This is a genomic window from Myxococcus hansupus, from assembly GCF_000280925.3.
Classification (GTDB): Bacteria; Myxococcota; Myxococcia; order Myxococcales; family Myxococcaceae; genus Myxococcus; species Myxococcus hansupus.
The window spans coordinates 4,922,335-4,941,762 of record NZ_CP012109.1; the positions used below are offsets into that span (position 1 = coordinate 4,922,335).

Genomic DNA, 19,428 nt, shown 5'->3' on the forward strand with positions numbered 1-19,428 from the left:
TCCGTCAGTCCAGGCCCACCTGGGCCATGAAGTCCACGCTCTTGAGCCGGCGGCCCAGATGGTGCGAGATGAAGACGTTGAGCAGTCCTCGCGCCCGAGCCCGCAGCTCCGGGGACAGCGGCGTCCGCGCCCCCTCCTGCAACGCGCGCAGGCCCGCGAGCAGGTTCGCCGGCACCGCCACGGACTCCCGCGCGCGGGCACCACACGGCTCGCACACCGCGCCGCCGTGCGCCTGGTCGAAGCGCGGTCGCTCTCCGGGCATGCCTCCGCACAACGAGCACGAATCGAAGCGCGGCATCAAACCCGCGTGCGCCAGCGCGGACAGCTCGAAGGCCAGCAGCGACGTGGGCCCGGCCTCCTTCGCATCCAGCCGCGTCAGGTAGGACTCGAGCAGGAAGAACAGCTCCGGCTGCGGCTCGTGGTCCCGCGTCAGCTCGCGGCACAGCTCCACCGCGTACAGCGCCCGGGCGATGAGGGACAGGTCCTCGCGCGCGGCGTAGTAGCCCGCGACGATGTCCGTGCCGTCCAGCCGCACGGTGCTGCCCCGCGTCTCCACGATGTGCACGCGCAGCCGCATGAACGGCTCCAGCGCCCCGGCGAAGCGCCGCTTGCTCTTGCGGGCCCCCGCGGCGAAGGCCGTCAGCTTGCCGTGCTCACGCGTCAGCAGCGTGACGAGCCGGTCGGACTCGCCGTAGTCCACCGAGGACAGCACGAGGGCTTCGTCGTCGTAGCGCTCCATGGAGGTATTTCAACGCGCGAGCGGACTGGGAAGCTTTCCGCTCAGCACGAGGAACAGGTACACGCCCAGGAGGAGCGCCGCCAGCAGCACGGACAGCCCCACGTAGGCCCGCTTGCGCCGCTCCTGTTCGAGCTGCACGGGCGACGGCGCCGGGACGGACTTGTCCACCTCCTCGTAGCGCAGCACCGCCTCCTCGGGAGACATGCCGATGACCTGCGCGTACGCGCGGATGTAGTTCACCACGAAGATGCGCGAGGGCAGTCGTTCCACCTGACCGGCCTCGAGCGCGGTGATGAGCGTGGGAGGAATCTTCGTCTCCCGCGCGACGTCGTCACGCGACAGTCCCCGCAGCTCGCGTTGCTGGCTCAAGTATTTGCCGAAGTCGACGTGGTCCACGGGTCCCCAGATACCCAACGCGCTAGAGCTTTTCCAGCAGCCTCCTGCAGTCGTCCTTCAACACCTGTTCACCAGCTTTCGCCTTGCTCTCGCAAGAGGCGAACGCGGCCCTCGCCGCATCGACCTGCCCCTGCTTGGCCTGGCAGACGCCCTCACGCAGGTACGCGTCGGCCACGTCCGGGCAGTTCTCCCGGTACAGCGTGTACTGGCGGCAGGCGTCGGCGGTGCGGCCCGTCTCGTCGTAGATGAGCCCCAGGTTCTTGTAACCCAAACAGAAATTGGGGTTCGTCGTCACCGCCGCCTTGATGCTCTCCACGCCGCGGTCCGTCTCGCCCTTCTTGTAGAGCGCCCAGCCCAGGTTGCCCTGCGCGATGAAGGGCGTCGGGTAGAGCATGTCGTTGAGGACGGTTTCGTAGAGTTTGATGGCCTCGTCGTAACGCCCCTGGTCCAGGTGGACGTTGGCCAGGTTGGTGCGCGCCTCGGAGAAGTCCGGGCGCACCTTCAGGGCCCGCTCGTAGTGCGTCACGGCCTCGTCCGGGCGGCGGAAGGCCAGGTGCAGCAGGACGCCCATGGCGTTGTTCGAGTCCGGGTAGTCCGGGTCGTTCTTCAGCGACTTCTGCAGCTCGCGCAACGCGTCCTGGAGCTCCCCGGCCTGCTGCGCCTGGAGGGCCAGGTCATAGTGAATCTCCGCGCTCCGCCGCTCCTTCTCCGTGGGGGTGTGGGAGCAACCGGCGGACACCAGCAGCAGCGCGAGCGAACAGGACGCGGTGGAAAGGCGGAACATGGGGGGCGGCTCTTGGGCGGGGGTGAGGGGGGCGGAACTCAGAAGGCGGCCAGGAAGCGGCCCAGGGTGGTGGTGACGTTCTTCTTCTCCTCGGCGCGGGCCACCACGGCGGGCACGAGCTTCGGGTCCTTGAAGAACACCGGCAGCGTCTTGAGCATCTCGTCCTGCTGGCCCGCGTCCAGCGCGCGCCAGTTGGCATCATCCATCATGAAGCCGAGCGACTCCACGAAGGCCAGCGCGTCCCCTTCATCGTCCCGGTACTCGTCCCCGGACATATTGCGCCGGCCGGACAGGTACACCGCGCAGTCCGCGGCCTCCGCCAGGTACAGGTAGACGAAGACGGCCGCGGCCCCCTGCCCTCCCCGGATGCCCACGACGAAGGCCTGCGCCGGTCCGGCCTGCTTGCCCGGAATGGCCACGTGCGGCGTGTTGAGGGAGGTGTGCAGCGCCAGGACCTGCTCCCGCGTGGCGGGCAGCCCCCGGTAGCGCTCGTCGAGGTTGAACACGGTCGTCTCCGTTACCCGAAAACCCGCACCCGTCAGCGCGTGGTGAGGGTGAACTCCTGCGTGGCGTCCTGCGTGTCCGCCGCCGTCTTCTGGAAGCGGATGAGGGGGTTGTCGATCATCACGTTGCCGCCGCCCTCATTTCCCTCGCCAATGATGACCCGAAACACGTGTCCAGGCGAACTGCTGCGCGCATCCGCCGCCAGGCCCTTCCGGGCGATGAACGTCACCGTGTTCGCCCCGGGCTGGAGACTCCGGGTGATCTCCGTCACCACCTGGTCCTCGTTGCCGCGCAGCTTCCGCAGCCACTTGGAGTTGATGAACACGTCGATGTCGTACCCCGTCATCCCCGGTACCGGCTGCTCCGTCACCAGCCAGTACCGCTGGGTGAGGCGCCCGGGCGCGGCGGCCTGCGGGGGCGCCGACGGGGGCTTGGCCGCAGGCGCCGCGGGGGCCGCCCCTGGCGCAGGGGTGCCGGGCGCCGTCGGCGTCTGGGCCGTGGGCGCGCTCGGAGCCGGCGCTGACGGGGGCGTCACCGTGGTCACCCGCGCCGCGTAGCCCGGGGCGTCGATGTGCACGTTGCCCGACTCGTCGATGCGGACGGTGGCCTTCTCGAACCGCTGGTTGGTGACGCCGTCAATCTTGACGCCGTTGAGGAAGACGGAACCAGCGTGCGCCCCGAAGGGGGCCAGCGCCAGCGCGGCCGCGGCCAGGGCGGAGGTGAACAGGGGCTTCTTCATGGCGGGTCACTCCTGGGAATCTTCAACAGTCCCGGGCACTTGGAACGCTTAGCGCACCCGGCGGGACGGAACAAGGTGCGCGTGCACCCCGCTTGGAGCGGCCCAGCCGCCTGGAGATTCACCTGCCCGCTCAGGGCATGGGTTCGGGGGGCACTTCGCGCTGGGCCAGCGCCCAATCGCCGCCCAGGCCGTGGCCCTCGCGGAAGCGCTTGAAGTCCCTGCGCACCGCGCGCGGATAGCGGCGGAAACGGTCCAGCTCGCCCTGCTTGATGGCGTTGCGGATGCGGGTGGGGCCGGCGTTGTAGGCCATCAAGGCCAGGTCCAGGTCCCCACCGAAGCGCTCCTGCAGCGAGCGCAGATACCGGATGCCCAACCGCACGCAGAGCGCGGGGTCGGCCGTCACTTCCTCGCGGGACAGGCGCAGGCCTTCCTTCTCCGCCAGGAAGTGGAGCGTGCTGGGCTTGATTTGCATCAGCCCCCGCGCGCCCTTCACGGACACGGCCTCCTCCGTGAAGTCGGACTCCACGTCGATGATGGCCAGGATCAGCAGCGGATCATACGCGAGCCGCCCGGCCTCCTCCGCGATGGCCTGGATGAGCTGCCGGCGCAGCGTGAGCCCCAGGTCCGGGGCACGCCGCGCCAGCACCGCGTCGATGAGGGACGCCTCGGGCGAAATGACTTCCGCGGCCACCACGCCGGGCACGACGGGCTGCACCGGACGCTCCTCCAGCAGCGGCACCAGCCGTGCGGACACGACGAGCGCCGCCCCCGCGAGGAGCGGAAGCCGGGAACAACCCGAACTGAAGGCGTGGAGACGTTCGAAGAGCCGCGAACCGAAGGACCTCCCGCCCGTGGGGGCGGGAGACTTCACTTGGGCTGCTCCAGGTTCTGGATGCGCTCGGCCAGCTTGGAGAGCCGGGCGTCGAAAGCCGACAGCTCCTCGCGGCGGGGCAGCTTCATCCGAGACAGCGTCTGGCGCACACGCTCTTCCACGTTGTGCTCCAGGTCCTTGCGGTGCCCGGCCAGCCGTTCGGTGAACTCGCGGGCCTGGCGCCGGACCTCGTCCTGGCTCCAACCGGCCACGGTGGCCACCTTCTGCACCGCGCGGGAGGCCTCTTCTTCAGCCGTGTTCACCGCCAGCAGGGCCTGGCTCCAGAGACGCTCGAACGTCTCCGCGACGGGATGCTTCTCTCGGGGGGCCTCGGGATTGTTGTCCATGGGGTCTCTCCGGGAGGTGTACGGACCGGACGTTGGTGCCCGAACCGGTCGGGGGGAACGGCCGAAATAAGCACACCCCCGCTGTGAAGGAAACGACGGTGATGTACCTCTCCCTTCCCTTTTTCACTCCAGGAAAGAGAGAGGCACGACGCTCCGTCGAAGTCCCGCGGGAATTCAGGCGCGGGGCGAGGATGCGGGGCTGCTGGCCGCGGACTTGGCGCCGTTGACGCGACGGACCGGCTTGAGCAGCGAGTCCACCTTGCGGGACAGCTTCGCCAGCTCCTTGTTCAGGTCCTTGAGCTGCGCCTGGCTGGCCACACCCACCGCCTCGACGACGCGGGTCTGGATGCCGTCAAAGCGCTTGCGGATCTCCGTGCCCGCCGCGTCCACGCGCTGGGTCAGCTCGGTGCTGGCCGCGTTGGCGCGCGCGCGCAGCTCCTGCACGCGAGGGTCCGTCAGCAGCTCACCGGCCTGCAGCTTCGTCCAAAGGGCCTGAGCCTCCTTGGCGGCCTCCTGGCCACGCGACTCGAGCGTCTTCACCACCTTGCCCGCTTCGCCTTCCAGCTCCTCGATGCGCTTCTGCGCCTGAGCAAGCTGCGTCTTCAGGAAGCTCTCCACGTTCTGCGCCAACCCGCTTTTCGCGGCGGCCTCGGAGCTCTGAACTTCGTTCTGCGTCGCCTCAGTCTCGGTCTTCATCGTGGCCATACCGTCCTCCCCTATCCCGGCTTTCACCGGGCGGCATCCAGGTGCGTCAATGCAGCGTCCAACAGTTAACGCAGCGCGCCATGAGCGTCAAGGCAAGGACAGACTCATAACGCGACTGGCCATGAACAAAGAAAAACCGCCGCCCCGGGGAAAGCTCCGGGAGCGGCGGTTGTCTTCAAGCGGACGTTTGAGAGGCTTCCGGACCGCGGACTAGGCCGCGCCGGTCGTCTGGTTGCCGACCGGGCGCTCGCCCAGCGGGCCGGTGTCGCCGTGAGTGGCGGCCAGGGCGGCCTCCATCTCATTGACCTCGTCGGTGGGGCTCTCCACCGCGATGTCCAGGTGCTTGTAGTTCGGCAGACCCGTACCGGCGGGGATGAGCCGGCCCATGATGACGTTCTCCTTGAGGCCGCGCAGGTAGTCCACCTTGCCGTTGATGGCGGCCTCGGTGAGCACCTTGGTGGTCTCCTGGAAGGACGACGCGGAGATGAAGGACTCGGTGGAGAGCGAGGCCTTGGTGATGCCGAGCAGCAGCGGCTCGCCCACGGCGGGACGCTTGCCTTCCGACATGACCTTCTCGTTCTCCTCCTCGAACACCCACTTCTCGACCTGCTCGTCGACCAGGAAGTTGGTGTCGCCCACATCGGTGACGCGCACGCGGCGGAGCATCTGCCGCACGATGGTCTCGATGTGCTTGTCGTTAATCTTCACGCCCTGGAGCCGGTAGACCTCCTGCACTTCGTCCACCAGGTAGCGCGCGAGTTCCTTCTCGCCCAGCACCTTGAGGATGTCGTGCGGGTTGGCCGAGCCGTCCATCATCGCCTCGCCGGCCTTCACGCGGTCGCCGGAGTGGACGCTGATGTTCTTGCCCTTGGAGATCAGATACTCCTTGGCCAGGTCCGTGCGCTGCTCGCCATTCACCTCGGGGGTGATGATGAGCTTGCGCTTGCCCTTGGTGTCCTTGCCGAACGACACCACGCCGTCGATCTCCGCGATGGCCGCCGCGTCCTTCGGCTTGCGCGCCTCGAAGAGCTCGGCCACGCGGGGCAGACCGCCCGTGATGTCCTTGGTCTTCGTCGTCTCGCGCGGCACCTTGGCGATGACTTCGCCCGGGTGGATCTCATCGCCGTCGTTGACGGTGATGATGGAGCCCTGGGGCAGGAAGTAGCTCGCCGGGTTGCGGGAGCTCGGCAGGTCCTTCACGTTGCCATTGGCATCGCGGATGGTGACGCGCGGACGCGCCTCCGGGTCCTTGGACTCGATGATGGTCTTGCGCGACAGACCGGTCACCTCGTCCAGCGTCTCGGACATCGTCACGCCTTCGATGATGTCCTCGTAGCGCACGACACCGCCGACCTCGGTCAGCAGCGGGATGGCGAACGGGTCCCACTCCGCCATGAGGACGCCCGGCTCGATGCGCTGGCCCTCCTTCACGAGGATGCGGGCGCCGTAGATGACCTGGTAGCGCTCGCGCTCGCGGCCCGAGTCGTCCACGACGACGATTTCGCCGTTGCGGTTCATGGCCACCAGGGTGCCGTCCATCTTCTGCACCGTGGTGAGGCCCGCGAACTTCACGCTACCCGCGTAGCGGTTCTCCAGGCTGGACTGCTCCGCGCGCCGCGTCGCCGCACCACCGATGTGGAAGGTGCGCATCGTGAGCTGCGTACCCGGCTCACCGATGGACTGCGCCGCGATGACGCCGACCGCCTCACCCACGGACACCTTGCGGCCGCGGGCCAGGTCACGGCCGTAGCACTCCACGCAGATGCCGCGCTTGGCCTGGCAGGTGAGCACCGAGCGGATCTTCACCTTGTCCATGCCGCTGTTCTCGATGCGGCGGACGCGCTCCTCGTCGATCTCCTCGTTGGCGCGCACCAGCACCTCGCCCGTGACGGGGTCGAGGATGTCGTCCAGGGCCACGCGGCCCAGGATGCGCTCGCCGAGCGGCTCGATGATCTCGCCGCCCTCCACCAGGGCGCCGATGAACAGGCCGTCCATGGTGCCGCAGTCGTACTCGTTGATGATGGCGTCCTGCGCCACGTCCACGAGACGGCGGGTGAGGTAACCGGAGTTGGCCGTCTTGAGCGCCGTGTCCGCCAGACCCTTACGAGCGCCGTGCGTGGAGATGAAGTACTGCAGCACGGAGAGGCCTTCACGGAAGTTGGCCGTGATGGGCGTCTCGATGATTTCGCCGGAGGGCTTCGCCATCAGACCACGCATACCCGCGAGCTGACGGATCTGCTGGGCGCTACCACGCGCGCCCGAGTCGGCCATGATGTAGATGGGGTTGAAGGACGGCTGCTTGCGCGTCTCGCGCTTGCCGTCGCGGTCCCCGGACGTCTCCTCCTGGGAGATCTGCTGCATCATCTCCTGGGCGACCTTCTCGGTGATCTCCGCCCAGATATCGATGACCTTGTTGTAGCGCTCGCCGTCGGTGATGAGACCCTCGAGGTACTGGTTCTCGATCTCCGACACCACCTCGCGCGCCTCGTCCAGGAACACCTGCTTCTTCGCAGGGATGATCATGTCCTTGAGCGCGATGGAGATACCGGCGCGGGTCGCGTTGTAGTAGCCGAGGCTGCGCACGCGGTCCGCGAGCAGCACCGTCTCCTTCTCACCCGTGAGGCGGTAGCAGAGGTCGATGAGGCCGCCGAGCGACTTCTTGTCGAGCACCTTGTTGATGGCGTCGAAGCCCACCGCGCGCGGGACGACCTCCCACAGCAGCACGCGGCCGACGGTGGTCTCCTTGCGATTGCCGTCGATGCGGCAGACGACCTTCGCCTGGAGGTGCACTTCACCGTGGTCGTACGCGGCGCGCACCTCGTCGGGCGAGGCGAACACGCGGCCCTCGCCGTTGGCGAACTCGCGGGCGCGGGTCATGTAGTAGATGCCGAGCACCATGTCCTGCGTCGGGACGATGATGGGCTTGCCGTTCGCGGGGCTGAGGATGTTGTTCGTCGACATCATCAGCACGCGGGCCTCCATCTGAGCCTCGATGGAGAGCGGCACGTGGACGGCCATCTGGTCGCCGTCGAAGTCGGCGTTGAAGGCGGCGCACACCAGCGGGTGGAGCTGGATGGCCTTGCCTTCAATCAGCACGGGCTCGAAGGCCTGCATGCCCAGACGGTGCAGCGTGGGCGCGCGGTTGAGGAGCACCGGGTGCTCGCGGATGACGTCCTCGAGGATGTCCCAGACCTCGGGACGCTCCTTCTCCACCATCTTCTTCGCCGACTTGATGGTGGTGACGTAACCCTTCTCTTCGAGCTTGTTGTAGATGAACGGCTTGAACAGCTCGAGCGCCATGATCTTGGGCAGGCCGCACTGGTGCAGGCGCAGCTCGGGACCCACGACGATGACGGAGCGGCCCGAGTAGTCCACGCGCTTGCCGAGCAGGTTCTGGCGGAACCGGCCCTGCTTGCCCTTGAGCATGTCGGACAGCGACTTCAGCGGGCGCTTGTTGGGGCCCGTGATGGTCTTCCCGCGGCGGCCGTTGTCGAACAGCGCGTCCACGGCCTCCTGCAGCATCCGCTTCTCGTTGCGGATGATGATGTCCGGAGCGTTGAGCTCCTGGAGGCGCTTCAGACGGTTGTTGCGGTTGATGACGCGGCGGTACAGGTCGTTCAGGTCGGAGGTCGCGAAGCGGCCACCGTCCAGGGGAACGAGCGGGCGCAGGTCCGGCGGAATCACCGGAATCACGTCCAGCATCATCCACTCCGGCTTGTTGCCGGAGACGCGGAACGCCTCGGCCACCTTCAGGCGCTTGGCGTACTTCTTCCGCTTCGCCTCGCTAGTGGTCTCGCGCATGTCCTTGCGCAGCTCTTCGGACAGCTTCTCGACGTCCAGCGCCTTGAGCATCTCGCGGACGGCCTCGCCGCCCATGCCCGTGGTGAAGGAGTCCTCACCGTGCTCCTGGTAGAGCCGGTGCATCTTGTCCTCGCTGATGAGCTCGCCCTTCTGCAGCGGCGTCGCCTTCGGATCGAGGACGATGTAGCTCTCGCAGTAGAGGACCTTCTCCAGCTCCTTCAGCGTGATGTCGAGCAGGTTGCCGATGCGGCTCGGCAGCGACTTGAGGAACCAGATGTGCGCCACGGGCGTGGCCAGGGTGATGTGGCCCAGGCGCTCACGGCGAACCTTCGACTGGATGACCTCGACGCCGCACTTCTCGCACACCACGCCGCGGTGCTTCATGCGCTTGTACTTGCCGCAGTTGCACTCGTAGTCCTTCACCGGTCCGAAGATGCGGGCGCAGAAGAGCCCGTCCCGCTCCGGCTTGAACGTGCGGTAGTTGATCGTCTCCGGCTTCTTCACCTCGCCATGGGACCACTGGCGGATCTTGTCGGGCGACGCCAGGGCAATGCGGATGGCGTTGAACGACAGCGGGTCCTTCGGCTTCTCGAAGAAGTTGAAAATGTCCTTCACGTTGCCTCCGAAATCTCGTTGGGCGCCCCCCTCTCACGAGAGGGGCCGCCAGCTGATTCGGGCCCCCGCCCCGACCCGGCCGCGCCCGCCCCTCTCAAGGGACGGCGGGCGGCCGGTCAGGCGGGCGCTCCGTGCAATCAGGCCTCGGTTCCCGTCTTGCGCTCCTCGCCGTCACCGCCGCCGAGGAAGTCACCACCGAAGCTGCGCTGCCGCTCCGGCGGAGCGCTCTCCAGCAGCTCGACATCGAGCGCGAGCGACTGGAGTTCCTTGAGGAGCACGTTGAACGACTCGGGCAAGCCGCTCTCGAGGACGTTGTCGCCCTTGACGATGGCCTCGTACATGCGCGTGCGGCCCACCACGTCGTCCGACTTGACGGTGAGGAACTCCTGCAGCGTGTACGCCGCGCCGTAGGCCTCCATCGCCCAGACTTCCATCTCGCCCAGACGCTGACCGCCGAACTGGGCCTTGCCGCCCAGGGGCTGCTGCGTGACGAGCGAGTAGGGCCCGATGGAGCGGGCGTGGATCTTCTCGTCCACCAGGTGGTGCAGCTTCAGCATGTACATGACGCCCACGGTGACGTTCTGGTCGAACGGCTCACCGGTGCGCCCGTCGAAGAGCACCATCTGGCCCGTGCGAGGCAGGTGGCCCTCGTCCAGGAGGGAGTGGATCTCCGTCTCGTGCGCGCCGTCGAAGACGGGCGTCGCGACGTGGATGCCCTTCTTGGAGCGGCGGCAGAGCTGCTTGATCTCCTCGTCGCTGAGCTTGTCGAGGAACTCACCGAACGCCGGGTCGCTGTAGATGACCTTGAGGCGCTCCTTGATGGCGTCCGAGCTCCAGTTGGACTCGACGTAGCGCTGCAGCGCTTCGCCGGTGCCCTTGGCGGCCCAGCCCAGGTGCGTCTCGAGGATCTGCCCGATGTTCATGCGCGAGGGCACGCCCAGCGGGTTGAGGACGATGTCCACCGGACGCCCGTCCTCCAGGTACGGCATGTCCTCCTCGGGGAGGATGCGGGACACGACGCCCTTGTTACCGTGGCGGCCGGCCATCTTGTCGCCCACGGCCAGCTTGCGCTTGATGGCGACGTACACCTTCACCATCTTGATGACGCCCGGCGGCAGCTCGTCGCCCTTCTTGATGCGGGCGATCTTCTCGCCGAAGGCCAGCTTCACGGCCTCCTTGGTCTCCTCCAGGTTGCGGAGGATGTCGCGCAGACGGGAGTCCAGCGGGTCGCCGACGGAGATCTCGCCCCAGTACTTGTAGGGCACCGTGGACAGCAGCTCGTCGTCGAGGATGTCCCCCTTCTTCAGGAGGATCTTCCCCTTGTCGTCCACGAGCTTGCCCTGGACCTCCTTGGTGCGCACCAGGCCGCGGATGCGGCCGAAGGCGCTGTCCTGGAGGACCTTGATCTCGTCGTTCTGGTCCTTGAGGAGCTTCGCCTCCTCCATGGACTCGATCTGCTTGGCGCGCTCGTCCTTCTCCACGCCCTTGCGGCTGAACACCTTGGCGTTGATGACGGTGCCCACCACGCCCGGAGGAACGCGCAGCGAGCTGTCACGCACGTCGCCGGCCTTCTCACCGAAGATGGCGCGCAGCAGCTTCTCTTCGGGAGAGAGCTGCGTCTCGCCCTTCGGCGTGATCTTGCCCACCAGCACGTCGCCGGGCTTCACCTCGGCGCCGATGCGGATGATGCCGCTCTCGTCGAGGTCCTTGAGGGCCTCCTCACCCACGTTCGGGATGTCGCGGGTGATCTCCTCCTTGCCCAGCTTGGTGTCGCGCGCGATGCACTCGAACTCCTCGATGTGGATCGACGTGTAGACGTCGTCCTTGAGGATGCGCTCGCTGATGAGGATGGAGTCCTCGAAGTTGTAGCCCTGCCACGGCATGAACGCGACGACCACGTTCTGCCCCAGCGCCAGCTCGCCCGTCTCCGTCGCCGGACCGTCGGCGATGACGTCACCCTTCCGCACCCGGTCGCCCTTGCTGATGATGGGCTTCTGGTTGAGGCAGGTGTTCTGGTTGGAGCGCTGGTACTTGAGCAGGTTGTAGATGTCGACTTCGCTCGTGACGTCGCTGAGCGACTCCGGCACGTCCGCCTTCACCACGATGCGGCCGGCGTCCACGCTCTCCACGATGCCGTCACGCCGGGCCACGCAGGTGACGCCGGAGTCGCGGGCGACAATCGCCTCGATACCGGTGCCCACCAGCGGCGCCGCGGTACGCAGCAGCGGAACAGCCTGGCGCTGCATGTTGGAGCCCATGAGCGCGCGGTTGGCGTCGTCGTTCTCCAGGAACGGGATGAGCGACGCGGCCACCGACACGAGCTGGTTCGGAGACACGTCCATCAGGTCCACGTCCTCGGCGCGAGCCTGGACGAACTCACCGCCGCGGCGGCTGGACACCAGGGCGTTGGCGAACTTGCCCTTCTTGTCCGTCTCCGCGTTGGCCTGGGCGATGGTGTGCTTCTCCTCCTCGAGCGCGGAGTAGAAGGCCACGTCCGCCGTCACCACGCCCGCCTCGACCTTGCGGTACGGCGTCTCGACGAAGCCGAACTCGTTGACGCGCGCGTAGGTGGACAGCGACGCGATGAGGCCGATGTTCGGACCTTCCGGCGTCTCGATGGGGCAGATGCGGCCGTAGTGCGTCGGGTGCACGTCGCGCACCTCGAAGCCCGCGCGCTCGCGGGTGAGGCCGCCGGGCCCGAGCGCCGACAGGCGGCGCTTGTGCGTGACTTCCGACAGGGGGTTCGTCTGGTCCATGAACTGCGAAAGCTGGCTGGACCCGAAGAACTCCTTGATGACCGCCGTGACGGGCTTGGCGTTGATGAGATCGTGCGGCATGAGCGTCTCGATCTCCTGGAGGCTCATGCGCTCCTTGATCGCCCGCTCCATGCGAACCAGACCGATGCGGTACTGGTTCTCCAGCAGCTCGCCCACCGCGCGGACGCGGCGGTTGCCCAGGTGGTCGATGTCGTCGATGGTCCCCTTGCCGTTCTTCAGATCGATCAGGTAGCGGATCACCTCGAGGATGTCCCGCTTGGTCAGGATCTGCCCGTCGAGCGGCTCCTCGAGGCCGAACTTGAAGTTCAGCTTGAGGCGGCCGACCTTGGAGAGGTCGTAGCGCTCCGGGTTGAAGAACAGGTTGGTGAACAGGTTGATGGCCGTCTCCGGCGTCGGCGGATCGCCAGGGCGCAGGCGGCGGTAGATCTCCATGATGGACTGCTCGGGGGTCTCGAGCTTGTCCAGCATCATCGTCTCACGCAGGTACGGACCCACGTTGAGGTTGTCGATGAAGAGAACCTTGAACTCCTTGATGCCGTGCTTCAGGAGCTCGTCGACCTTCTCCTGGGTGACCTCCTCGTTGCACTCGAGGAGCACCACGCCGTTCGTCTCTTCGACGACGTCGTAGGCGGACACCTTGGTGAAGAGCTCATCCGCATCGATGGGGAGCGTCTTCATCTTCGCCGCTTCGAGCTTCTTGATGGCGGCGCGGGTGAACTTGCGGTTCTTCTTGACGATCAGCTCGCCCGTCTTGGTCTTGATGTCGCGCGTGGCGCGCTGACCGGGCAGCAGCTCGAGCTCGACGCTCTTCTCGAACTCCTCGGCGCTCTGGAGGTAGATGGTCTCCGTCGCGTAGTAGTAGTTGAGGATCTCCTCGGGCGAGCCCTTGAACTCCAGCGGGTTCTTCTTCGCGGTGTCCGGGACGGCGCCGAGCGCGCGGATGAGCACCGTGGCCGGCAGCTTGCGGCGGCGGTCGATGCGCACGTACAGCAGGTCCTTGTGGTCGAACTCGAAGTCGATCCACGAACCGCGGTAGGGAATGATGCGGGCGTTGTAGAGCAGCTTGCCAGACGAGTGGCTCTTGCCCTTGTCGTGGTCGAAGAAGGCACCCGGGCTGCGGTGGAGCTGGCTGACGACGACGCGCTCGGTACCGTTGATGATGAAGGTGCCGTTCTGGGTCATCAACGGGATTTCCCCGAAGTAGACCTCCTGCTCCTTCACGTCACGAATGGACTGGGCACCCGTCTCCTCGTCCTTGTCCCACACGACCAGGCGGACGACGACCTTGATGGGGGCCGAATAGGTCATGCCACGCTGGTGGCACTCATCGACGTCGTACTTCGGACGCTCCAGGTGATAGCTGACGAACTCCAGCGAAGACGTCTCGTTGAAGTCGCGGATGGGGAAGACCGACTTGAAGACGCCCTGAAGTCCCAGGTCCTCTCGCTTGTCGGGAGCGATGTCAGCCTGAAGGAACTTCTCGTAGGACTGCTTCTGGATGTTGATAAGGTTGGGAATGTCGATGATCTTCGCGATCTTCGCGAAGGTCTTCCGCACGCGGAAATTGTTCTGGATCTGCGTCGGCATTCTGGCTCCGGGGACGACTGCTCGGGCGGGCAAACTTCAGTAACGCGCGGCGGCGCCGGGAAATTTGCAACGGACAAATGGGCAAAGCCGACGCCCCCACTCAGGGAGCGCCGGCCTGCACATCCGGTCAGGGTACTGCCCGAAATTTCCCGGAAACCGGGCAGCCCCTGTAGGAACTACTTGACCTCGACGGTCGCACCAGCCGCGGTGAGCTGGTCCTTGATCTTCTTGGCGTCGTCCTTGTTGACGCCTTCCTTGACGTTCTTCGGAGCGCCCTCGACCAGGTCCTTGGCCTCCTTCAGGCCCAGGCCGGTGATCGCGCGGATCTCCTTGATGACGTTGATCTTGTTGGCGCCGGCGTTGGCCAGCACCACCGTGAACTCCGTCTTCTCCTCGACAGGAGCGGCGGCGGTCGTCGGGCCCGCGGCAACGGCCACGGCGGCGGCGGAGACGCCCCACTTGGTCTCGAGCTGCTTCACGAGCTCGGCCGCCTCGAGGACGGTCAGGGTGGAGAGCTGGTCAACAATCGCGTTCAGGTCAGCCATTGAAATGTGTCCTTCTGGTTTCGACTAACGGCCCACTCCCCTTTGGAGAGTTCCGGCCGGAGAGGTTGCGGTAGAAAAACTTCTCGAACAGATGAGGGAAAACTAACCCTGCGCCTTGTCCGCGTTGGCCTGGATGACCCGGGCGAGCTGCGAACCCGGAGCCGCGATGGTCCGAACCAGCTTGCTCGCGGGCTGGCTGATGACGCCCAGCAACTGCGCGCGAAGCTCGGGCAGACCCGGCAGCTTCGCCAGGGCCTTCACGCCGGCGACGTCGACCTTGCGGCCTTCGACGACGGCAGTGCGGATCTTGATCTTGTCCTCGATGTCCTTCGTGAACTCGACCAGGATCTTCGCGGGAGCCACGACATCGCCGTAGCTGATGCACAGGGCCACGGGACCCGTGAAGTCATCAGCGATGACCGACACGGACGTGCCCTGCGCGGCACGGCGCGCCAGCGTGTTCTTGATGACCTTGTACTCGACGTTGCCCTCGCGGAACTTCTTGCGGAGCTTGGTCACCGTCTCCACGTCCACCTTGGTGAACTCGGCCACGACGGCGGAGGTCGTCCTCGAGAACTTCTCGTGGAGCTCCTTGATCATCTCTTCCTTCTCGCTCTTCAGCACTTTGACTCACCTCCTTACTGGGCCCGCCTTTTCAGGACGGGCGTGATGCCTGGGCCAAAGTGGCAGAGCGAGAGGAGCCTCGAGAGGCACCACACCGCACCTCCAGTCTCGGCAGGGCTGACCTTGCGGCCGTTTGAACCAGGGGTTGAAGGTGCCGTCCTCCCGGTTGCCCGGTTGCCAACGGAACGTGCGCCCTCTTCACCCCAGGTCCCTGCTGTCATGAACCAGGTGTCGGGACGACACGCCTCACGACGTGGCGCCCCAATTGCAAAAGCCGGGGGCCTATACCCCCGGCTTCAGCAAAGATCCAGAACTTTCGAACCTAAGACGTCAGACAGGTGACAGCCCTGACCTCAATGCCAGGGCCGGCCTCCCCGTCCGCACGGCGGGTGATTAGCCGTGACGCGCCTTGATCTCCGTGGTGTCGATCTTGATGCCAGGACCCATGGAGGAGGAGATGGCGATGCCCTGGAGGTAGACGCCCTTCGCCGCGGACGGCTTGAGCTTCATCACCAGGTCGACCAGCGCGTTGAAGTTCGCCTCGAGCTTCTCGACCTCGAAGGAGGACTTGCCCAGCTTCGCGTGGACGATACCGGCCTTCTCGGCGCGGAAGTCGACCTTACCGCCCTTGGCGTCGCGGATGGCCTTCGCGACGTCCATGGTCACCGTGCCGACCTTCGGGTTCGGCATCAGGCCGCGGGGACCGAGCACCTTACCGAGGCGACCGACGACACCCATCATGTCCGGGGTCGCGATGACGGTGTCGAAGTCGAGGAAGCCTTCCTCGATGCGCTTCTGCAGGTCCTCGGCGCCAACCACGTCCGCGCCGGCGTTGGTCGCGTCGGTGGCCTTCTCACCCTTGGCGAACACGGCCACGCGCACGGTGGCACCCGTGCCGTGCGGGAGCACCACGGCGCCACGGACCATCTGGTCCGCGTGCTTCGGGTCCACGCCCAGGTTGATGGAGACGTCGACCGTCTGGTCGTACTTGGTGGCGCGAGCCTCCACCGTCTTCTTCAGGAGCTGAAAGCCCTCGCCGATCGTGTAGCGCTTGTCGCGGTCCACCAGAGCAACGGCCGCACGAAACTTCTTCCCAGTCTTAGCCATGACAGAAATCCTTGTCGTGAGTGGGTGCGCGGCGGCTTAGCCGACGACGTCGATGCCCATGGAGCGCGCGGTGCCGGCAATGGTGTTCATGCAGGCTTCGATCGACGCAGCGGTGGTGTCCTGGATCTTCTTCTTCGCGATTTCCTCGAGCTGAGCGCGGGTGATCTGCCCGACCTTCTCCTTGCCCGGCTTCTTCGCGCCAGAACCCTTCTTCTTCTCGGTGTGCAGACCGGCGGCCTTCTTGATGAGGACGGCGGCGGGCGGGGTCTTCAGGATGAAGGTGAAGGAGCGGTCCGCATACACGGTGATGACCACCGGGATGATGAGCGCTTCCTTGGCTTCAGCCTGCGTCTTCGCGTTGAACTGCTTGCAGAACTCCATGATGTTCACGCCCTGCTGACCGAGCGCGGGGCCGATCGGCGGAGCGGGGTTCGCCTTGCCGGCGGGAATCTGCAGCTTGACCTGACCTGTGATCTTCTTCATCGAACGACAACTGCCTTTCGAGTGGGTGGTGCGAGCGGGCTACCAGACGGGGAAGCCCTCCCACCCATGAGTCCGGCCCCCACAAGGAGGCCGGAAATGCGAACGCCGCGCACCCCCATACAGGGGTGCACGGCGTGGCATCAACTGCTAGCCGGTGGTCTTCTCCACCTGCATGAAGTCCAGCTCCACGGGGGTGGCACGGCCAAAGATGCTCACGAGCACCTTCACCCTGCCCTTCTCCGCGTTCACCTCTTCCACGGTGCCGTTGAAGTTCGCGAACGGACCGTCGATGACACGCACGGTGTCGCCGTCGTCGAACTGCACCTTGGGCTTCGGCTTGAGCGTGCCTTCGGAAATCTGTGAGGTCAGCCGGGCCACCTCCTGGTCGGAGATGGGGAGCGGATTCTGGTTCTGCGCCGTCCCCGGGAAACCGGTGATCTTCGGCGTGTTCTTCACCAGGTGAAGCGTCCGGTCGTTCAGCTCCATCTGCACGAAGATGTAGCCGGGGAAGAACTTCCGGCGAGACGTCTTCTTCTCGCCCTTCACCATTTCGACGACCTGCTCCATGGGGATCAGGATCTCACCGAATTGGTCCTGAAGGCCCTCGAGACGGACCTTCTCTTCCAGGCTCTTCTTCGCCTGGTTCTCGAAGTTCGAGTAGGTGTGGACCACGTACCATTTCATCGCCATTACAGCTTCCCCCACACGGCCGGCAGCCACTCCACCATCAGGTTGTAGGCGGCGGTGTCGATGCAGAAGAGGATGACGGCGGCGACCAGCGAGGCCACGACGACGGCCATGGTCGACGCCTTGGTCTCCGACCAGGTCGGCCAGGTGACCTTCATCAACTCCGAAGCCACATCGATGGACAGCGCGTGGGTGCGCGGGTGGAAGTACGCGCCCACCGCCAGCCCCACGGCCAGTGCGTAGCTCACCAGCGTGGACACCTTCCAGTCCAGGCCCTCAAGAAGGACCGGGTCGCTCCAACCGAAACGGCCCCACAGCAGCCCGAGCAGACGCTCCAGGAAGAGGGCCAGGACGATGCCGGCGAGAAGGTAGAAGATGACCACGAGCCGCTTCGGATCCATCGCCGAGCGGTTAGCCTGCTGGCTGGCCTCTGATGCCGTCGCCATGGTGCCTCACGAGGTACTGCGGATGCGAATTCGCGGGACTGCGGAAACACAGGAACCCCCGGCACCTCCTGGTACCGGGGGCCCCGCGACTACTGAGAGTTGGCAGGCCAGGAGGGATTCGAACCCCCAACACGCGGATTTGGAGACCGCTGCTCTACCGTTGGAGCTACTGGCCTAAAACCTTCTCTGAACTACCGACCTAGACCTTGCCTTCTTTGTGGTCCTGGTGCTTGCGGCAACGAGGGCAGAACTTGCTCAGCTCGAGCTTGTCCTGGCTCTTCCGCTTGTTCTTCGTGGTCGTGTAGTTCCGCTCTTTGCAAATAGTGCACTCGAGCGAAATGATGGAACGATTGCCCTTCGGCATGACCTACCTCACCAGATACGAGAAGGGAAGGCTACTACAACGCAGCCCTCCCCTCGAAGAAATCGGGACAGTGTGCCCGGCGGCCTTGCGGCCAGCCCGACACTACTCGACGACTTCCGCCACGACGCCGGCGCCCACCGTGCGGCCACCCTCGCGAACCGCGAAGCGCAGCTCCTTCTCCATCGCCACCGGGGTGATGAGCTCCACCTCGATCGCGATGTTGTCGCCCGGCATCACCATCTCGACGTTGTCCGGCAGCTTCACCGAGCCCGTCACGTCCGTGGTGCGGAAGTAGAACTGCGGACGGTAACCCTTGAAGAACGGGGTGTGGCGGCCGCCCTCTTCCTTCGACAGCACGTAGATCTGCGCCTTGAACTTGGTGTGCGGGGTGATGCTGCCCGGCTTCGCCAGCACCTGGCCGCGCTCCATGTCCTCACGCTTCAGACCACGCACCAGCGCGCCGATGTTGTCGCCCGCCATGCCCTGGTCCAGCAGCTTGCGGAACATCTCCACGCCCGTGACGACCGTCTTCTGCGTCGGACGCAGACCGACGACTTCCACTTCCTCGCCGACCTTGATGATTCCGCGCTCCACGCGGCCCGTGGCCACCGTGCCGCGGCCGGAGATGGAGAACACGTCTTCCACCGGCATCAGGAAGGGCTTGTCCGTGGCGCGCGCGGGCGTCGGGATGTAGCTGTCCACCGCCTCCATCAGCTTCAGGATGGCCGGCTCGCCGATGTCGCTGGTGTCACCCTCGAGCGCCTTGAGCGCCGAGCCGGGGACGATGGGGATGTCGTCGCCAGGGAACTCGTACTTCTTCAGCAGGTCCCGGACTTCCATCTCCACGAGCTCGCGCAGCTCGGGGTCGTCCAGCATGTCCACCTTGTTCAGGAAGACCACGATGTACGGAACGCCGACCTGGCGCGCCAGCAGGATGTGCTCGCGCGTCTGCGGCATCGGGCCGTCCGCCGCCGAGACCACCAGGATGGCGCCGTCCATCTGCGCCGCGCCCGTGATCATGTTCTTCACGTAGTCGGCGTGACCCGGGCAGTCGACGTGGGCGTAGTGCCGGTTCGACGTCTGGTACTCCACGTGCGCGGTGGAGATGGTGATACCGCGCTCACGCTCCTCCGGCGCCTTGTCGATCTGATCGTACGCCAGGAAGGTGGCGCCGCCCGTCTTCGCCAGCACCTTGGTGATGGCGGCCGTCAGCGACGTCTTGCCGTGGTCCACGTGTCCGATCGTGCCGATGTTCACGTGGGGCTTGTTACGCTCGAACTTCTCCTTGGCCATGACACTCCTCAAAA

18 protein-coding genes and 1 tRNA gene are annotated in these 19,428 nt (G+C 65.8%); all 19 read right to left on the reverse strand.

All coding sequences use genetic code 11. The features are described 5' to 3' along the window. Positions 1-4 precede the first annotated feature (4 nt). The 19 genes from recO to tuf all read right to left on the reverse strand — a co-directional run bounded on the left by recO (position 5) and on the right by tuf (position 19,414). Complete coding sequence (gene recO, locus A176_RS18890; protein WP_002640878.1) at positions 5-739, reverse strand: DNA repair protein RecO; 735 nt, start codon at positions 737-739, stop codon at positions 5-7. Positions 740-748: 9 nt separating this feature from the next. After that, positions 749-1,135, reverse strand: coding sequence for a helix-turn-helix domain-containing protein (locus A176_RS18895; protein ID WP_002640879.1), 387 nt, complete (start codon positions 1,133-1,135; stop codon positions 749-751). Between the two features lie 22 nt (positions 1,136-1,157). Further along, positions 1,158-1,919, reverse strand: coding sequence for a social motility TPR repeat lipoprotein Tgl (gene tgl, locus A176_RS18900; RefSeq protein WP_002640880.1), 762 nt, complete (start codon positions 1,917-1,919; stop codon positions 1,158-1,160). Between the two features lie 38 nt (positions 1,920-1,957). After that, positions 1,958-2,425, reverse strand: coding sequence for a hypothetical protein (locus A176_RS18905; protein WP_002640690.1), 468 nt, complete (start codon positions 2,423-2,425; stop codon positions 1,958-1,960). Positions 2,426-2,457: 32 nt separating this feature from the next. Next, positions 2,458-3,162, reverse strand: a complete 705-nt coding sequence (locus A176_RS18910; RefSeq protein ID WP_002640691.1) for a hypothetical protein — start codon at positions 3,160-3,162, stop codon at positions 2,458-2,460. A 130-nt stretch (positions 3,163-3,292) separates the two neighbouring features. Next, positions 3,293-4,033 carry a lytic transglycosylase domain-containing protein gene (locus A176_RS18915; RefSeq protein ID WP_002640692.1) on the reverse strand — a complete coding sequence of 247 codons (741 nt, stop codon included), beginning with the start codon at positions 4,031-4,033 and terminating at the stop codon, positions 3,293-3,295. After that, the gene (locus A176_RS18920) at positions 4,030-4,380 is read right to left on the reverse strand and encodes a phasin family protein (RefSeq protein ID WP_002640693.1); all 351 of its coding nucleotides are present in this window, start codon (positions 4,378-4,380) and stop codon (positions 4,030-4,032) included. The genes A176_RS18915 and A176_RS18920 overlap by 4 nt, the downstream gene beginning before the upstream one ends. A gap of 174 nt (positions 4,381-4,554) precedes the next feature. Further along, positions 4,555-5,085 (reverse strand): hypothetical protein, encoded by a 531-nt coding sequence (locus A176_RS18925; RefSeq protein WP_002640694.1) that lies wholly within the window; start codon positions 5,083-5,085, stop codon positions 4,555-4,557. Positions 5,086-5,295: 210 nt separating this feature from the next. Beyond that, positions 5,296-9,501, reverse strand: coding sequence for a DNA-directed RNA polymerase subunit beta' (gene rpoC, locus A176_RS18930; RefSeq protein WP_002640695.1), 4,206 nt, complete (start codon positions 9,499-9,501; stop codon positions 5,296-5,298). Positions 9,502-9,638: 137 nt separating this feature from the next. Beyond that, positions 9,639-13,865: a DNA-directed RNA polymerase subunit beta gene (gene rpoB, locus A176_RS18935; protein WP_002640696.1), complete on the reverse strand. Its 4,227-nt coding sequence runs from the start codon at positions 13,863-13,865 to the stop codon at positions 9,639-9,641. 176 nt (positions 13,866-14,041) lie between these two features. After that, complete coding sequence (gene rplL, locus A176_RS18940) at positions 14,042-14,410, reverse strand: 50S ribosomal protein L7/L12 (protein WP_002640697.1); 369 nt, start codon at positions 14,408-14,410, stop codon at positions 14,042-14,044. A gap of 102 nt (positions 14,411-14,512) precedes the next feature. Continuing rightward, positions 14,513-15,034 (reverse strand): 50S ribosomal protein L10, encoded by a 522-nt coding sequence (gene rplJ, locus A176_RS18945; RefSeq protein ID WP_002640698.1) that lies wholly within the window; start codon positions 15,032-15,034, stop codon positions 14,513-14,515. A 393-nt stretch (positions 15,035-15,427) separates the two neighbouring features. After that, positions 15,428-16,141 carry a 50S ribosomal protein L1 gene (gene rplA, locus A176_RS18950; protein ID WP_044891012.1) on the reverse strand — a complete coding sequence of 238 codons (714 nt, stop codon included), beginning with the start codon at positions 16,139-16,141 and terminating at the stop codon, positions 15,428-15,430. A 36-nt stretch (positions 16,142-16,177) separates the two neighbouring features. Further along, entirely contained in the window at positions 16,178-16,624 is a 447-nt protein-coding gene (gene rplK, locus A176_RS18955; protein WP_002640700.1) for a 50S ribosomal protein L11, read from the reverse strand. Positions 16,625-16,771: 147 nt separating this feature from the next. Then, positions 16,772-17,314: a transcription termination/antitermination protein NusG gene (gene nusG / locus A176_RS18960; RefSeq protein WP_002640701.1), complete on the reverse strand. Its 543-nt coding sequence runs from the start codon at positions 17,312-17,314 to the stop codon at positions 16,772-16,774. Next, on the reverse strand, positions 17,314-17,757 hold the full coding sequence (gene secE / locus A176_RS18965) for a preprotein translocase subunit SecE (RefSeq protein ID WP_044891011.1): 444 nt from the start codon (positions 17,755-17,757) through the stop codon (positions 17,314-17,316). Before secE ends, nusG begins: the two co-directional genes overlap by 1 nt. A 100-nt stretch (positions 17,758-17,857) precedes the next feature. Further along, positions 17,858-17,933, reverse strand: a tRNA-Trp gene (locus tag A176_RS18970). Between the two features lie 23 nt (positions 17,934-17,956). Then, entirely contained in the window at positions 17,957-18,121 is a 165-nt protein-coding gene (gene rpmG, locus A176_RS18975; RefSeq protein ID WP_002640703.1) for a 50S ribosomal protein L33, read from the reverse strand. 102 nt (positions 18,122-18,223) lie between these two features. Next, positions 18,224-19,414 (reverse strand): elongation factor Tu, encoded by a 1,191-nt coding sequence (tuf, locus tag A176_RS18980; RefSeq protein ID WP_049872326.1) that lies wholly within the window; start codon positions 19,412-19,414, stop codon positions 18,224-18,226. Positions 19,415-19,428: the final 14 nt, after the last annotated feature.

Excerpts from the sequence above, each read along its gene's own strand:
- rplK (WP_002640700.1), bottom strand. The coding sequence starts at position 16,624 with ATGAAGAAGATCACAGGTCAGGTCAAGCTGCAGATTCCCGCCGGCAAG.
- secE (WP_044891011.1), bottom strand. The coding sequence starts at position 17,757 with ATGGCGACGGCATCAGAGGCCAGCCAGCAGGCTAACCGCTCGGCGATG.
- rplA (WP_044891012.1), bottom strand. The coding sequence starts at position 16,141 with ATGGCTAAGACTGGGAAGAAGTTTCGTGCGGCCGTTGCTCTGGTGGAC.
- A176_RS18920 (WP_002640693.1), bottom strand. The coding sequence starts at position 4,380 with ATGGACAACAATCCCGAGGCCCCCCGAGAGAAGCATCCCGTCGCGGAG.
- recO (WP_002640878.1), bottom strand. The coding sequence starts at position 739 with ATGGAGCGCTACGACGACGAAGCCCTCGTGCTGTCCTCGGTGGACTAC.
- tgl (WP_002640880.1), bottom strand. The coding sequence starts at position 1,919 with ATGTTCCGCCTTTCCACCGCGTCCTGTTCGCTCGCGCTGCTGCTGGTG.
- rplL (WP_002640697.1), bottom strand. The coding sequence starts at position 14,410 with ATGGCTGACCTGAACGCGATTGTTGACCAGCTCTCCACCCTGACCGTC.
- A176_RS18910 (WP_002640691.1), bottom strand. The coding sequence starts at position 3,162 with ATGAAGAAGCCCCTGTTCACCTCCGCCCTGGCCGCGGCCGCGCTGGCG.
- A176_RS18925 (WP_002640694.1), bottom strand. The coding sequence starts at position 5,085 with ATGGCCACGATGAAGACCGAGACTGAGGCGACGCAGAACGAAGTTCAG.
- rpmG (WP_002640703.1), bottom strand. The coding sequence starts at position 18,121 with ATGCCGAAGGGCAATCGTTCCATCATTTCGCTCGAGTGCACTATTTGC.
- rpoB (WP_002640696.1), bottom strand. The coding sequence starts at position 13,865 with ATGCCGACGCAGATCCAGAACAATTTCCGCGTGCGGAAGACCTTCGCG.
- tuf (WP_049872326.1), bottom strand. The coding sequence starts at position 19,414 with ATGGCCAAGGAGAAGTTCGAGCGTAACAAGCCCCACGTGAACATCGGC.
- nusG (WP_002640701.1), bottom strand. The coding sequence starts at position 17,314 with ATGGCGATGAAATGGTACGTGGTCCACACCTACTCGAACTTCGAGAAC.